Below are 13,043 nucleotides of genomic sequence, written 5' to 3'. Positions count from 1 at the left end.
GTGAGAACGATGAAATTTTCGACCAACGAAGATGTGGAAGCGCCAATTGACGCTGTCTTTGATATGTTGTGTGAATTCGACCGTTTCGAGCGCTCGGCCATGCGGCGTGGCGCTGAAGTGCAACGACGGGACCAGATGGCGGCACCGGGTGTCGGCATGCTTTGGCAGGCGGCGTTTGATTTGCGCGGCAAACGCCGTGAGATGGAAGTCGAGATGGCGGTGTTTGACCGCCCGAATGAGATGGTTCTGGAAAGCACCTCTCCCGGTATACTTGGCACGACAAGCTTTGAATTGATTGCGCTGTCGCGCAGCCGAACGCGGGTGTTGGTCCAGCTTGAAATCAAACCTTTGAACCTGTCCTCCCGTTTGCTGGTCCAGTCGCTGAAGTTGGCCAAAAGCTCGCTGACCAAAAAGTTCAAACTGCGTGTCGCTGAATACGCGAAAGCGATGGAAGAGCGTTACGCAGGACGCGCTTAACGCGCTTGTTTTTGCGTGCGCAAATTCCTGAACATGCAACTCGGCGAGTTGAGTAGGCGGTCCTGACGGCCTGCTTTCGAAGGCGAGCTGGCCCTATTCTAGCCGCGCCCCGGATGCGCGGGATACACGCCCAAAATATCAAGCATATTCGTGAAGTAGCCCAATTCCTCCAGCGCGCGTGCAACGGCTGGGTCATCGGGATGCCCTTCGATGTCTGCGTAGAACTGTGTGGCCGTAAACGAGCCGCCGACCATATAGCTTTCCAACTTGGTCATGTTGACGCCATTCGTGGCAAATCCGCCCATCGCTTTATAGAGCGCGGCGGGAATGTTGCGGACCTCGAAAACGAAAGTCGTCAGCATCTTGTCGCCCCGGCGGGTCAGGTCGATGTCGGGGGCCATCAGCAAAAAACGCGTGGTATTATGATCGAGGTCCTCAATATCGCGGGCCAGAACGTCCAGCCCGTGGATATCGGCGGCGACCTCGCTGGCCAGCACGCCTTCGGTTGATCCCTCGGCCAAGGCAAGCTCTTCGGCAGCACCGGCGCTGTCGGCGGCGGCCTCGAAGGTGATGCCGTGTTGATCCAGAAAGCTGCGGGCCTGTGGCAGCAGCACCATGTGAGCCCGGATATGCTTTACTTCCGCCATCGTCACGCCGGGCCGGGCCATCAGGGCGATGCGCACCCGAACGAAGGCTTCGGCCACAATGTGCAGGCCGCTTTCAGGCAGGAGGCGGTGAATGTCGGCAACCCGGCCATAGGTTGTATTTTCAACCGGCAGCATAGCCAGATCGGCACGGCCCTCGCGTACGGCACGGATCACCCCTTCAAAGGTGGTGCAGGGCACGGGCTCCATCTCGGGACGGGCTTGTAAACAGGCCTCGTGGCTATAGGCACCTAGAGCGCCCTGAAAGGCGATGCGCGGGGCAATTTTGTCGGACATCAGCACAATCCTTGGCACTTTGAGCGGCATTGGGCGTTTCGTCGCGCTAACTACACCTTGCTTGCGATAAGGGAAAGCAATAGATACCCGCTTGAAAAGCCTCAGTAGACAGATACGGACCAGATATATGTTCGATACAATGACCATCACGAAAATCGCAGGCGGCCTGTTCGGGGCCTGGCTCATTCTTCTTTTGGGAAAGTGGGGTGCGGAGGAGCTTTACCATGCTGAATTGCACGGAGAGCCATCATACGCGATCGAGGTGGCCGGTGCCGAAGCAGAAGAGCCCGAGGAAGAAATCGATGTGGCCGCGCTGCTGGCTTCTGCCGATGTCGGCAAAGGCGAAAGCGTTTTCCGCAAGTGTTCCGCTTGTCACAAGCTCAATGGTGAAGATGCGGTTGGCCCCCACCTGAACGGTGTTGTTGGTCGCGAGGTCGCGGCCGTTGACGGATTTGGCTACTCCGGTGCGCTTTCCGCACAAGCGGATGCCTGGACGCCAGAGAACCTTTACGCCTTTTTGCTGAACCCCAAAGGATGGGCTCCGGGCACATCAATGGGTTTCGCGGGTCTGAAAAAGCCCGAAGATAAGGCGAACGTGATCGCATATTTGCAGAGCACAGAATAACGCCGAGGCTCTATTTACTATGTCAGGCCGTCCCAGCGGGGGCGGCCTTTTTCGTTGTGAAGGTGCAGATAACATATTCGCAACTTGTCTCTTGGCATGCCACACCGTTAGCTTACATCAAACAAATCCGGTTCCGGCAAAAAGGATGGGCAGTATGACCAAACCCGCGACATCTGTTGTTTCTCACCCAATGGGGTTGATGAGCCGTCTGCACTGGCTTGCCTTGGGAGTTTTTGTTGTTGGTATGGCGTTGGGCGGTATGGTTCGGGCGCAGGACGAGTTGATCCAAAGCCACGGATACTCGTTTTTTGGCGATCTGACATATGGGCCTGATTACACGCATTTTGATTATGTGAATCCTGATGCACCCAAAGGAGGCGAGATTTCGCTATCGACGCTGGGTACATTCGATTCGATGAACCCCTACAGCCGCAAGGGTCGCGGGGGCGCGCTGTCCACCGTGATGTACGAAAGCCTGCTGGGTGAGGGGGTGAACGCACCTGCGCCCGCCGATGTCTATTCGGAATACTATGGCTTGTTGGCGCACACGGTCGAATATCCGCCCAGCAAGGATTGGGTGATTTTCTACATGCGGCCAGAGGCGCGGTTTTCTACGGGCGATCCGGTGACCGCCTATGATATCGAGTTTTCGCACAATCTGTTGTTGGACCAAGGATTGAAATCCTATGCCGATGCGGTGCGCCGTCTGATCCCGAAGGTTGAGGTGATCGACGATCATACGATCAAGTTCTACTTTGCCGAAGGCGTGTCGCGGCGCAGTTTGATCGAACAGGTTGGCGGTGTGCCGGCGTGGTCCAAGAAGTGGTACGAGGAATCCGGTGCACGATTGGACGAAAGCCGGTTGGAAACCTCGCCCGGGTCAGGTGCCTATATGATTGCGGACATCGATGTGAATCGCCGCATTGTCTATGAACGTAGCCCGGACTATTGGGGCAAGGATCTGCCCTTCAACAAGGGCCGGAACAACTTTGACCGCATTCGCATCGAGTATTTCGGGGACGAAAATTCGGCGTTCGAGGCATTCAAAGCGGGCGAATATACCTTCCGCAACGAGGGCAATTCCAAACAATGGGCCACGGCCTATGATTTCCCCAAAGTGCGCGAAGGCTATGTGGTGAAGGCTGAGCTGCCGGATGGCTCCCCCCCCACGCCGACGGGCATCGTGTTCAATCTGGGCCGCGAGATTCTGCAGGACAAACGTGTGCGCGAGGCTGTCGCCTTGGGCTTTAATTTCGAGTGGACCAACGAATCCCTGCAATACGGTCTGTTCAAACAGCGGGCGTCCTATTCGCAGGACACCGAGCTGATGGCGACCGGCCTTCCCGAAGGCGACGAACTGGCGTTTCTGGAAACGCTTGGCGATTTGGTCCCGCCGGAGATGTTGAGCGAAGAGGTGGTGACGCCGCATACCTCCAGCGCCGACCGGCTCTTGGACCGACGCAATGCACGGCGTGCCATGCGATTGCTTGACGATGCGGGCTGGTCTGTGGGCGATGACGGCAAACGGCGGAACGCGGCGGGGGAGCCGTTACGCCTTACCTTCCTGTTGAATTCGTCAGGCTCTGCCACGTTGGCGGCCACGGTCGAGAATTTCATGTCAAATCTGACGGCGATGGGCATCGACGCCGTGCTGGAGAAGGTGGATTCAAGCCAGTACACCCTGCGCGAACGCGACCGCGACTATGATCTGGTTTTTGACCAATATGCGGCCTTTCTGGGCACAGGTACGGGCCTAATCCAGCGCTTCGGCTCGGAGGACGCGGCGTATTCCCTGTTCAACCCCGCCGGTCTGGCCAGCCCTCTGGTCGATGCGATCATCGAGGCGTCGTTGCGGGCCGAAACGTCGGAGCAAGAGGCAGCCACGCTGCGCGCGCTGGACCGTGCCCTGCGGTACGAATTCATCATGATCCCGGTGTGGTACAAGGCGACCCATTGGGCGGCATATTACGATCAATACGAGCACCCCGAGGTGATCCCGGATTTCGCATTGGGTAACCTGGATTTCTGGTGGTACAACGCTGACAAAGCTGCCGCCTTGCGGGCCGCAGGCGCCTTGCGGTAAGCGGAACCCATGGGCGCCTATATTCTTCGACGGCTGTTGCTGATTATCCCGACCTTGGTAGGGATCATGCTGATCAACTTTGCACTGGTGCAATTCGTGCCCGGTGGTCCGGTCGAGCAGGCGATTGCCCGCATCCAGGGGGGCGGCGATGTGTTCGAAGGGTTCTCGGGCAGCGGCAATGATGCCGGTGCCACAGACGTAGGTGGAAACGAGAATTACATCGGTGCACGCGGTCTGCCGCCCGAATTCATCGCGGAGCTTGAGGCCGAGTTCGGATTTGACAAACCACCCGTCGAGCGGTTCTTCAACATGATGTGGAACTACATGCGTTTCGATTTCGGAGAGAGCTATTTCCGCTCCATCGGAGTGATCGACCTGATCAAGGAAAAGCTGCCGGTGTCGATCACGCTGGGGCTGTGGTCCACGTTGATTGCCTATCTGGTGTCGATCCCGCTGGGCATCCGCAAGGCGGTGCGCGACGGCTCACGCTTTGATACATGGACCTCTGGCGCGATCATCGCGGCCTATGCGATCCCCGGGTTTTTGTTCGCGATCCTGCTTTTGGTACTGTTCGCGGGTGGATCCTATTACCAGATTTTCCCGCTGCGCGGCCTGACCTCCGACAACTTCGAGGAACTCAGCTTGCTGGGCAAGATTGGCGACTACTTCTGGCATATCACGCTGCCGGTGCTGGCCTCTACCATCAGCGCCTTTGCCACGCTGACGCTGCTGACCAAGAACAGCTTTCTGGACGAGATCAAGAAACACTATGTGATGACCGCCCGCGCCAAGGGGCTGTCGGAAAGCAGGGTGCTTTATGGTCATGTGTTCCGCAACGCGATGCTGATCGTGATTGCGGGCTTTCCGGCGGTTTTCATCGGGGTGTTCTTTGGTGGCTCGCTGATTATCGAGACGATCTTCAGCCTGGATGGCCTGGGGCGTCTGGGCTTTGAGGCGGCCGTGGCGCGGGATTATCCCATCGTGTTCGGCACGCTGTTTATCTTTGGCCTGATCGGCCTGCTGGTCGGCATCCTGTCGGACCTGATGTATGTGCTGGTCGATCCGCGCATTGACTTTGAGCGGAGGGAAGGCTGATGGCCCTATCACCGCTGAACGCCCGCCGCTGGAGCAATTTCAAAAAGAACAAACGCGCCTATTGGTCGCTTTGGATTTTCGCGATCCTGTTCGGCATTTCGCTGTTCGCGGAGTTTGTCGCCAACGACAAGCCGATCCTCGTGAACTATCGCGGCGACTATTTCGTGCCGATCTTTAACTTCTATCCGGAAACGGCCTTTGGCGGCGATTTCCAGACCGAAGCTGTCTATCGCGATCCGGAAGTGAAGTGCCTGATCGCGACTGGCGGGTTGGAATTGTGTTTCGATGACCCTGATGGGTACATCGAAGACGCGCAGGATGGCGTGATCGAAGGCGAGGAAATCGAAAAAGGTTGGTCCATCTGGCCGATCATCCCCTATTCGTTCAACACCGCCGTGGACCGGCCCGGTGCCGCCCCCCTGCCGCCCAACAGCCAGAACTGGCTGGGCACCGATGGCACCAAACGTGATGTGATGGCGCGGGTGATCCACGGGTTCCGGCTGTCTATTCTGTTTACACTGATCGTGACCGGTCTTGCCTCACTCATCGGGATTATCGCGGGCGCGGTACAGGGGTTCTTTGGCGGCTGGACTGACCTGATCTTTCAGCGGATCATCGAGATATGGTCCTCTACCCCGTCGCTGTATGTGATCATCATCATGTTCGCGATATTGGGGCGCAGTTTCTGGCTGCTTGTGTTCCTCTTGGTGTTGTTCAGTTGGACAGCGCTGGTGGGCGTGGTGCGTGCCGAATTCCTGCGTGCGCGCAATCTGGAGTATGTGCGCGCGGCCCGTGCGCTGGGCGTGGGCAACGTGACGATCATGTTTCGCCATATGCTGCCCAATGCGATGGTCGCCACGGTCACTATGTTGCCCTTCATCATCACCGGTACAATCAGCACGCTTGCGATTCTCGACTTCTTGGGCTTTGGCTTGCCGTCCTCGGCCCCGTCACTCGGGGAACTGACGTTGCAAGCCAAGCAGAACCTGCAAGCGCCGTGGCTGGCGTTCACCGCGTTTTTCACCTTTGCGATCATGCTGTCGCTGCTGGTTTTCATCTTCGAGGGCATTCGCGATGCCTTTGATCCGCGAAAGACGTTTTCCTGATGGCATTATTGAAAGTCAAAGACCTGCGCGTGTCCTTTCGGCAGGATGGTGCCTTGACCCATGCGGTCAAGGGCGTGTCGTTCCACGTTGAGCGCGGCGAGACTGTGGCGCTGGTGGGCGAAAGTGGGTCGGGCAAGTCTGTGTCGGCTTTGTCCACCGTGTCCCTGTTGGGCGAAAGCGCCGAGGTGTCCGGTTCTGTCACCTATGACGGCCAGCAGATGATAGGTGCGGATGAGAAATTGTTGCGCAAGGTGCGCGGCAATGACATCAGCTTTATCTTTCAGGAGCCGATGACCTCGCTCAACCCGCTGCACACCATTGAAAAGCAGCTTAGCGAAAGTCTGGCTTTGCATCAGGGGCTTGCCGGTGCTGCGGCGCAGGCGCGGATACTGGAGCTGTTGGACAAAGTGGGCATCAATGATGCCGAAAGCCGTTTGGGTGCCTATCCGCATCAGCTGTCTGGCGGGCAACGCCAGCGGGTGATGATTGCGATGGCACTGGCCAACAAGCCCGATGTGTTGATTGCGGATGAACCGACAACGGCGTTGGATGTGACCATTCAGGCGCAAATCCTTGATCTGTTGAAGGACCTCAAGGACAGCGAAGGCATGGGGCTGCTGTTCATCACCCATGATCTGGGCATTGTGCGTCGGATCGCGGACCGTGTTTGCGTCATGCAGCACGGCGAGATTGTAGAGCAGGGACCAACCGCCGAACTCTTTGCCAACCCGCAGCACCCCTATACGATCAAACTGCTCAGCGCAGAGCCGACAGGCGAGCCTGATCCCGTTCCTGAGCGGGCCGAGCAGATTGTCAGCACCGAGCATCTCAAAGTTTGGTTCCCGATCCAGCAGGGGCTGCTGCGGCGCACGGTAGGCCATGTGAAGGCAGTTAACGATGCGACGATCTCTGTCCGTGCGGGCGAGACGCTGGGCATCGTGGGCGAAAGCGGGTCTGGCAAGACGACGATGGCGCTGGCCATCATGCGCCTAATCGCGTCAGAGGGGGACATCACTTTCATGGATCAGGATGTGCGCCAGTGGTCGACGCGTGCCCTGCGCCGCTTGCGCAAAGACATGCAAATCGTGTTTCAGGACCCCTTTGGCTCGCTTTCCCCGCGCATGACCTGCTTCCAGATCATCGCGGAAGGGCTAACCATCCATAAGGTTGATCCGACCCGTGACCAACGCGAGCTTGTGTATGACGTGATGGTTGAAGTGGGCCTCGATCCGGCAACGATGGACCGCTATCCGCATGAATTCTCCGGCGGTCAACGCCAGCGCATTGCGATCGCCCGCGCCATGGTGCTGCGGCCCAAGCTTCTGGTGCTGGATGAACCAACCTCGGCGTTGGACATGACGGTGCAAGTGCAAATCGTCGAACTGCTGCGCAACCTGCAACAGAAATACGGGCTGGCCTATCTGTTCATCAGCCATGACCTGAAAGTTGTGCGGGCGATGTCGCACAAGGTGATGGTGATGAAACGCGGTGATGTTGTGGAATACGGGCCTGCCGCCGACTTGTATGACCGGCCAAAGTCCGATTACACGCGCACCCTGCTGCAAGCGACCGCCTGATGCCGCCACGCGCTGGTGATTGATTTTTGTACCAGAGCGGCGATACTGCGGATATGACCGAAGCCCGCACCGGCGCACCAAAGCTGCGCCGACCTACATTCCGCGATGTGACGCGCAGCCTAGCTGCCGGTGCTAGGGATTTTGCCTCGGCTCCGGTGGCGGATCTGTTCTTTGCCAGCTTCTTTGTCATTGCTGGGTTGATTATGGCGGCAATCACTTACGCCACCGGCCAGACCTTCTGGTTGATCCTGGCGGTCATGGGTTTTCCACTGGTTGGTGCGCTTGCTGCGCTGGGGTTTTATGAGGTCAGCCGACGCCGGGCACAGGGCCTGTCCACAGGATTGCGCGATGTGGTCGGGGTGGTCTGGAACCATTTGGGGGGGCAGTTTCCCTGGCTTGCGGTCATCATCATCGTGACCTTCATGTTCTGGTTTTTTCTGGGTCACATGATCTTTGCCCTGTTTCTGGGCCTGTCCCCGATGACAAATGTATCCACCTCGTTCGCGGTCTTCGGCACGACCGAAGGACTGTCGATGCTGGGTTTTGGTACGCTTGTCGGCGCGGCTTTCGCGCTGTTTGTCTTTTCGATCAGCGTGTTGGGCATGCCAATGATACTTGATCGGGACGTTGATTTTATCACGGCGATGCTGCGCTCGATCGGGGCCGTTCGAGAAGCACCGGTCATCTATATTGCCTGGGGCGCTTTGCTGGCGATCATTACCTTGGCGGCGATGCTGCCCGCCTTCATGGGGTTGTTTGTTGCCATGCCGGTGCTGGGGCACGCGACATGGCATCTATATTCGGCGGTTACGGAGCAGAACCAGCCGAGCTGAGCAATCCGGCACCCATCGCGACAAGCGCTACAACGTGGATCAGCATGATTGCCTTGTCCCGCCAAATGACGCCTACGGCGAACCATCCGATCAATCCAACCAGGAACAGGTAGATGTTCAGCGGCGTCATCCCGAATGCCGTGGCGGAATAGCCCAGAATTTGGACGATGGATGCGCCCCATTTCAGGATCATCACACCGTTCGGGCCAATCCCGAAACGGGCCGGGGGGACGGGTGCCTTCGGCTCGGATCCAGTCAGCGGAGACCCCACAAGGGTTCCCGCGTCAAAGCTGTCGTGTTGGGCGGTTGAGGCAAGTGCCATGGGAGTGCTCACAATTCGTTAGGGTTGACGCAGCGTGTCTTGTTACGCGAAAACCACCGCTTGCGCTTTGATGAAGTGGTCTTGGGCATATCGCGCAGGGTGACACAGCCAGTCCGTGTCGCATGCATCATGCTGTTTGCATAGATATTTAACATGTGACTTCCTTCCGTTTCTCATTTCGTACTTCCAAATAAAGCCTAATTGCCGTTCAATGCGAGTCATCGAATTTCTGGTTATGTAAGTCAGTATTTAATATGAACTGGCGTAGTCTTCCCCCCCTGTCCGCATTGCGTGCTTTTGCAGCATTTGCGCAAACCCGCAATATTGTCGCGGCAGGTGAGGCGCTGGGCGTCAGTCACGCGGCGGTCAGCCAACAACTGCGGGCGCTGGAACAGCAGATGGAGGTCGCCCTTCTGGATCGCACGGGGCGGGCCATGGCGCTGACTGTGGCAGGCGAACGTCTGGCGCAGGCCTTGCAAAGCAGCTTTGCCCAGATGATCGAAGCGGTAGAAGAGATCACCGGCCAGCACGAGGGGCGGCCGCTCCATATCTCGGTGACGCCCAGCTTTGCCGCATCCTGGCTTATGCCGCGTCTGCCGACATTCCGCGCTGCACATCCTGACATTGATCTGATGATTGATCCGTCGCCAGCAGTCGTATCGCTTGACACCGGTGGCATCGATGTGGCGATCCGCTATGGCACGGGGCCTTGGCCCGGTGTCGATGCCGAAATGTTGGTATCGTCGCCGTTGGTGGTGGTGGCCGCACCCGCATTGGTTGGAGATGCGCCTTTTGACGATCTTAACCAGCTGTCTGAATTTCCCTGGCTCGAAGAATTCGGCACCACGGAGGCGACCCGCTGGTTGCGTCGCTTTGGGGTGCCGCAGTCAAAGCCGGGAATGATGCAGCTGCCCGGTAATTTCATGCTGGACGGTGCACGGGACGGGCATGGCGTTGTTGTGACGGTGCGCGAATTTGTGGCCCGCGATATTGCTGCCGGACGGCTGAGAGAACTGTATCGAGAGGAGATGCCGGATACCGGATATCAGATCGTGACCCGCAAGGGGCCAGCTCGGAAATGGGTCAAAGCCTTCGTGACATGGCTGCGGCGTGAGGCGCGGCGCCCTGAAGTTATCCCGGACCAATCATAAAGCAGCTGACATTGCGGGCAGCCAGTCTGCGACAGGCCAGATCAGCGGTGTCGCGGGTCATACCAAGAAAATTCGCGTCAAAGCCCTGGGGCCGGCGGACTACTTTGCGCAGGGTGCCGTCAAGCGTCGACATCTCTGCCAGCGCTGTTTTCAGCAGTACCTTTTCGGCGGCATAGCGCGAGGGATAACGGCCCACATTCACACCCCAATGGCGCCCGCCAGAGGTCGACACGCGCGTGACAACCTCCTGTTCGACCACACGCTTTTTCCGCTTTGCCGTGGTCTTTGGACGCACAGCGGGGCGGATCGACGTGCCTGCGGCGGCAAGTGTCACAGTAGGTTGGGGGGCAGGCGTTTGTACCGCTTCCTGAAGTGCCGCGGTGATGTCGGCGTTGGTGACGGGTTGCTCCACCGGTGCGGCCTGGGCGACCAGCACTGGCGTATCCGGAACGGGACGCAACTGTGGCCGTTTGGAGGTTTTGACCGCGCCGACCAGTCGGATCGTCTTACCCGCACCTCCGGCAACAGACCCGGGGTTGGCGTTGTTGTGGGCAGGCGCTGTGTCGACGTTGGCGACATTGGGCTTTTGCGGCTTGCGCAAGGGCGCATTGGAAGGCGCACGGCGGAACCCAAGGTCCATCAATTCGGCGACTTTCGCGTTCCGCGAAGTGGTGGATTTGCCGCCAAAGACGGTAACAATGATCCGCTCGTTGCCGCGTTCGGCAGAGGCTGTCAGGTTAAAGCCTGCCGCGCGGGTATAGCCGGTTTTGATCCCGTCCGCACCTTTGTAGGAATTGAGAAAGCGGCGGTTGGTGTGGCTGACCTTGCGCACGCCTGCATCCGCTTCAATGCGTGAGAACAGGTTGTAATACTGAGGGAAATCATAAAGCAGATGCCGCCCCATGATGGTCATGTCGTGCGCCGTAGACAAATGGCCCGCTTCGGTCAGACCGTGCATGTTCTTGAAGCTTGTGCGGGTCATCCCCAGAGCCTTGGCCGTGGCGTTCATGCGCCGCGCAAACCGCGCTTCACTGCCCGAGATCGCCTCCCCGATGGCGGTCGCGGCGTCATTGGCTGATTTCACCGCCGCCCCGCGAATGAGGTACCGTAGCGCGATACGCTGACCGGCACGCAGGCCCAGCTTGCTGGGTGGCTCCGCCGCCGCTTTCTTGGAGATCGTCACCTTTGTATCCAACGAAATCTCGCCTCGGCGGATCGCGTCAAACGCGATATAAAGCGTCATCATTTTTGTAAGGGAAGCCGGATGCAGACGCGTATTCGCGTTCTGCTCGTGCAGCACTTTGCCGGTGCGCGCGTCGATCACATAAGCCGCATAGGGGGCTGACATGGCGCTGATTGGCACAATCACCAAAAGCCAAATCGCCGCAATGAAAAACAACCCGAAACGGGCCGACGGAACGCGTCGCGCCTTCATGATAACCTGCCTTTTTCTGCCTCAAGACCGCCGATTTTTCGACTGGCCATATTTTTATAAGACAAAGCTAACACGAGTCGTATTTTCGATAAACCCTGTGAATCAAGGGAATATGCGAAAGTTTGAGAGCCGCGTGACCCAGATTTGGGGGCAGTGCGGTGCGGTGCTACTACACCGGCGAATGTGGCAACTTTGTGGCAGCACAAAGGCGTCTTTGCCCAGATTCCTTTTGCCCGATTTGAGCGCTAAAATAACCTAGTCAGCGAGCAGTCGAGAGATGTGGTTAGGCAAGGCACCAATAGTGCGAAGTGCCGCAAAGCGGGGCGCGCTGAGGGGCGCTTGTGCATGCTCCAGTGCCCAAGTCAGATCGTGGGGCAGATGCACCGCCCAGCCGCCCGCAGCGATCATCGGAATGACGTCAGACGCCAGTGAGTTTCCCGCCATCAAACCCTGATCTGCCCCGGTGCCATGACGGGCAAAGATTGCGTCATAGATCGCAGCCGTCTTTTCGGAAACGATCTCAATTGCATCGAAATGATCGCGTAGGCCGGATTGCGCGAGCTTGCGTTCCTGGTCCAGCAGATCGCCCTTGGTGATCAGGATCAGTTTGAACTGTGGTCTGAGCCTTTTGAGCGTCTGTTCGACTTGCGGCAAAACCTCGACCGGATGGGACAGCATATCGCGCCCCGCATCAAGGATCTGCGAAATGACCTCTGCGGGAACTTTGCCTTCTGTTACCTCGATCGCCGTTTCAATCATCGATAGGGTAAAGCCTTTGATTCCGTACCCATAATGGGCCAGATTACGTCGCTCTGCGGCCAGCAGGCGGTCCATCAGGTGATCCTTATCCGTATGGTCACGCAGCAGATCGGCAAAATGGTCCTGGGTCAGCGCGAAGAAGCGTTCGTTGTGCCAAAGCGTATCATCGGCATCCAGTCCGACGGTGGTCAACGTTAAGCTCATTTGCCGCATGCCTCTTTTCTAAAGGGTACATGAGGTTATATACCCCCATTAACGACTCACAATCCTTCACACCAACCAATCGGAGCCGTCATGCGCTGTGACCCCATCATGATGGCAGACCGGTCCGACGACGACAGCGACACCGGCCTGCTGACGAAAACAAAGCCCAAGACCAAGCGACCGCCTTTGTACAAGGTGATGTTGCTGAACGATGATTTCACGCCGATGGAATTTGTTGTGCATGTGCTGGAGCGGTTCTTTGGTCTGAACCACGCGCAAGCCTTCGAGATCATGCTGACCGTTCATAAGAAGGGTCTGGCCGTGGTTGGCGTGTTCAGCCACGAGATCGCAGAGACAAAAGTGGCGCAGGTTATGGACTTTGCCCGCAGGCATCAGCACCCGTTGCAATGCACTATGGAAAAAGAAGAATAACCA

At 57.8% G+C, this 13,043-nt stretch carries 13 protein-coding genes; 9 read left to right on the top strand and 4 right to left on the bottom strand.

Going from position 1 to position 13,043, the window contains the following annotated elements; translation table 11 throughout:
• Window positions 1-9 precede the first annotated feature (9 nt).
• Window positions 10-477: an SRPBCC family protein gene (locus Z945_RS0107250; RefSeq protein ID WP_025051433.1), complete on the top strand. Its 468-nt coding sequence runs from the start codon at window positions 10-12 to the stop codon at window positions 475-477.
• Window positions 478-575: 98 nt separating this feature from the next.
• Here the strand turns inward: Z945_RS0107250 and Z945_RS0107245 are convergent, their stop codons facing one another.
• Window positions 576-1,418, bottom strand: a complete 843-nt coding sequence (locus Z945_RS0107245) for a prephenate dehydratase (RefSeq protein ID WP_025051432.1) — start codon at window positions 1,416-1,418, stop codon at window positions 576-578.
• Between the two features lie 127 nt (window positions 1,419-1,545).
• On the opposite strand from Z945_RS0107245, the gene Z945_RS0107240 reads away from it, so the two are divergent.
• The 6 genes from Z945_RS0107240 (at window position 1,546) to Z945_RS0107215 (ending at window position 8,737) form a co-directional block, all read left to right on the top strand.
• Window positions 1,546-2,043 (top strand): c-type cytochrome, encoded by a 498-nt coding sequence (locus tag Z945_RS0107240; protein ID WP_025051431.1) that lies wholly within the window; start codon window positions 1,546-1,548, stop codon window positions 2,041-2,043.
• A 244-nt stretch (window positions 2,044-2,287) separates the two neighbouring features.
• Window positions 2,288-4,126: an extracellular solute-binding protein gene (locus Z945_RS0107235; RefSeq protein ID WP_241434489.1), complete on the top strand. Its 1,839-nt coding sequence runs from the start codon at window positions 2,288-2,290 to the stop codon at window positions 4,124-4,126.
• A gap of 9 nt (window positions 4,127-4,135) precedes the next feature.
• A complete protein-coding gene (locus Z945_RS0107230; RefSeq protein WP_025051429.1) occupies window positions 4,136-5,221 on the top strand; it encodes a microcin C ABC transporter permease YejB in 1,086 nt (361 codons plus the stop codon).
• Window positions 5,221-6,327 (top strand): ABC transporter permease, encoded by a 1,107-nt coding sequence (locus Z945_RS0107225; RefSeq protein ID WP_025051428.1) that lies wholly within the window; start codon window positions 5,221-5,223, stop codon window positions 6,325-6,327. Before Z945_RS0107230 ends, Z945_RS0107225 begins: the two co-directional genes overlap by 1 nt.
• A complete protein-coding gene (locus tag Z945_RS0107220; RefSeq protein WP_037970767.1) occupies window positions 6,327-7,904 on the top strand; it encodes an ABC transporter ATP-binding protein in 1,578 nt (525 codons plus the stop codon). The genes Z945_RS0107225 and Z945_RS0107220 overlap by 1 nt, the downstream gene beginning before the upstream one ends.
• 53 nt (window positions 7,905-7,957) lie before the next feature.
• Entirely contained in the window at window positions 7,958-8,737 is a 780-nt protein-coding gene (locus tag Z945_RS0107215; protein WP_025051426.1) for a DUF2189 domain-containing protein, read from the top strand.
• Here Z945_RS0107215 and Z945_RS19505 read toward each other — a convergent pair.
• The gene (locus tag Z945_RS19505) at window positions 8,712-8,930 is read right to left on the bottom strand and encodes a DUF6552 family protein (protein WP_052862631.1); all 219 of its coding nucleotides are present in this window, start codon (window positions 8,928-8,930) and stop codon (window positions 8,712-8,714) included. The two genes, Z945_RS0107215 and Z945_RS19505, sit on opposite strands and share 26 nt — an antisense overlap.
• Before the next feature lie 383 nt (window positions 8,931-9,313).
• On the opposite strand from Z945_RS19505, the gene Z945_RS0107200 reads away from it, so the two are divergent.
• On the top strand, window positions 9,314-10,210 hold the full coding sequence (locus tag Z945_RS0107200) for a LysR family transcriptional regulator (protein ID WP_025051424.1): 897 nt from the start codon (window positions 9,314-9,316) through the stop codon (window positions 10,208-10,210).
• On the opposite strand, the gene Z945_RS0107195 is transcribed toward Z945_RS0107200, so the two are convergent.
• Window positions 10,191-11,645 (bottom strand): D-alanyl-D-alanine carboxypeptidase family protein, encoded by a 1,455-nt coding sequence (locus Z945_RS0107195; protein WP_025051423.1) that lies wholly within the window; start codon window positions 11,643-11,645, stop codon window positions 10,191-10,193. The genes Z945_RS0107200 and Z945_RS0107195 overlap by 20 nt on opposite strands.
• A 255-nt stretch (window positions 11,646-11,900) precedes the next feature.
• A complete protein-coding gene (locus tag Z945_RS0107190; protein WP_025051422.1) occupies window positions 11,901-12,608 on the bottom strand; it encodes an HAD family hydrolase in 708 nt (235 codons plus the stop codon).
• A gap of 90 nt (window positions 12,609-12,698) precedes the next feature.
• On the opposite strand from Z945_RS0107190, the gene clpS reads away from it, so the two are divergent.
• Entirely contained in the window at window positions 12,699-13,040 is a 342-nt protein-coding gene (gene clpS / locus Z945_RS0107185; protein WP_025051421.1) for an ATP-dependent Clp protease adapter ClpS, read from the top strand.
• Window positions 13,041-13,043: the final 3 nt, after the last annotated feature.

It is taken from the genome of Sulfitobacter noctilucae (assembly GCF_000622365.1).
Classification (GTDB): Bacteria; Pseudomonadota; Alphaproteobacteria; order Rhodobacterales; family Rhodobacteraceae; genus Sulfitobacter; species Sulfitobacter noctilucae.
This window is presented reverse-complemented; position numbering and strand designations above follow the sequence as displayed.

Coding starts and splice junctions, on each gene's coding strand:
- Z945_RS0107250 (WP_025051433.1), top strand. CDS start 10: ATGAAATTTTCGACCAACGAAGATGTGGAAGCGCCAATTGACGCTGTC.
- Z945_RS0107245 (WP_025051432.1), bottom strand. CDS start 1,418: ATGTCCGACAAAATTGCCCCGCGCATCGCCTTTCAGGGCGCTCTAGGT.
- Z945_RS0107240 (WP_025051431.1), top strand. CDS start 1,546: ATGTTCGATACAATGACCATCACGAAAATCGCAGGCGGCCTGTTCGGG.
- Z945_RS0107235 (WP_241434489.1), top strand. CDS start 2,288: ATGGCGTTGGGCGGTATGGTTCGGGCGCAGGACGAGTTGATCCAAAGC.
- Z945_RS0107230 (WP_025051429.1), top strand. CDS start 4,136: ATGGGCGCCTATATTCTTCGACGGCTGTTGCTGATTATCCCGACCTTG.
- Z945_RS0107225 (WP_025051428.1), top strand. CDS start 5,221: ATGGCCCTATCACCGCTGAACGCCCGCCGCTGGAGCAATTTCAAAAAG.
- Z945_RS0107220 (WP_037970767.1), top strand. CDS start 6,327: ATGGCATTATTGAAAGTCAAAGACCTGCGCGTGTCCTTTCGGCAGGAT.
- Z945_RS0107215 (WP_025051426.1), top strand. CDS start 7,958: ATGACCGAAGCCCGCACCGGCGCACCAAAGCTGCGCCGACCTACATTC.
- Z945_RS19505 (WP_052862631.1), bottom strand. CDS start 8,930: ATGATCCTGAAATGGGGCGCATCCATCGTCCAAATTCTGGGCTATTCC.
- Z945_RS0107200 (WP_025051424.1), top strand. CDS start 9,314: ATGAACTGGCGTAGTCTTCCCCCCCTGTCCGCATTGCGTGCTTTTGCA.
- Z945_RS0107195 (WP_025051423.1), bottom strand. CDS start 11,645: ATGAAGGCGCGACGCGTTCCGTCGGCCCGTTTCGGGTTGTTTTTCATT.
- Z945_RS0107190 (WP_025051422.1), bottom strand. CDS start 12,608: ATGAGCTTAACGTTGACCACCGTCGGACTGGATGCCGATGATACGCTT.
- clpS (WP_025051421.1), top strand. CDS start 12,699: ATGCGCTGTGACCCCATCATGATGGCAGACCGGTCCGACGACGACAGC.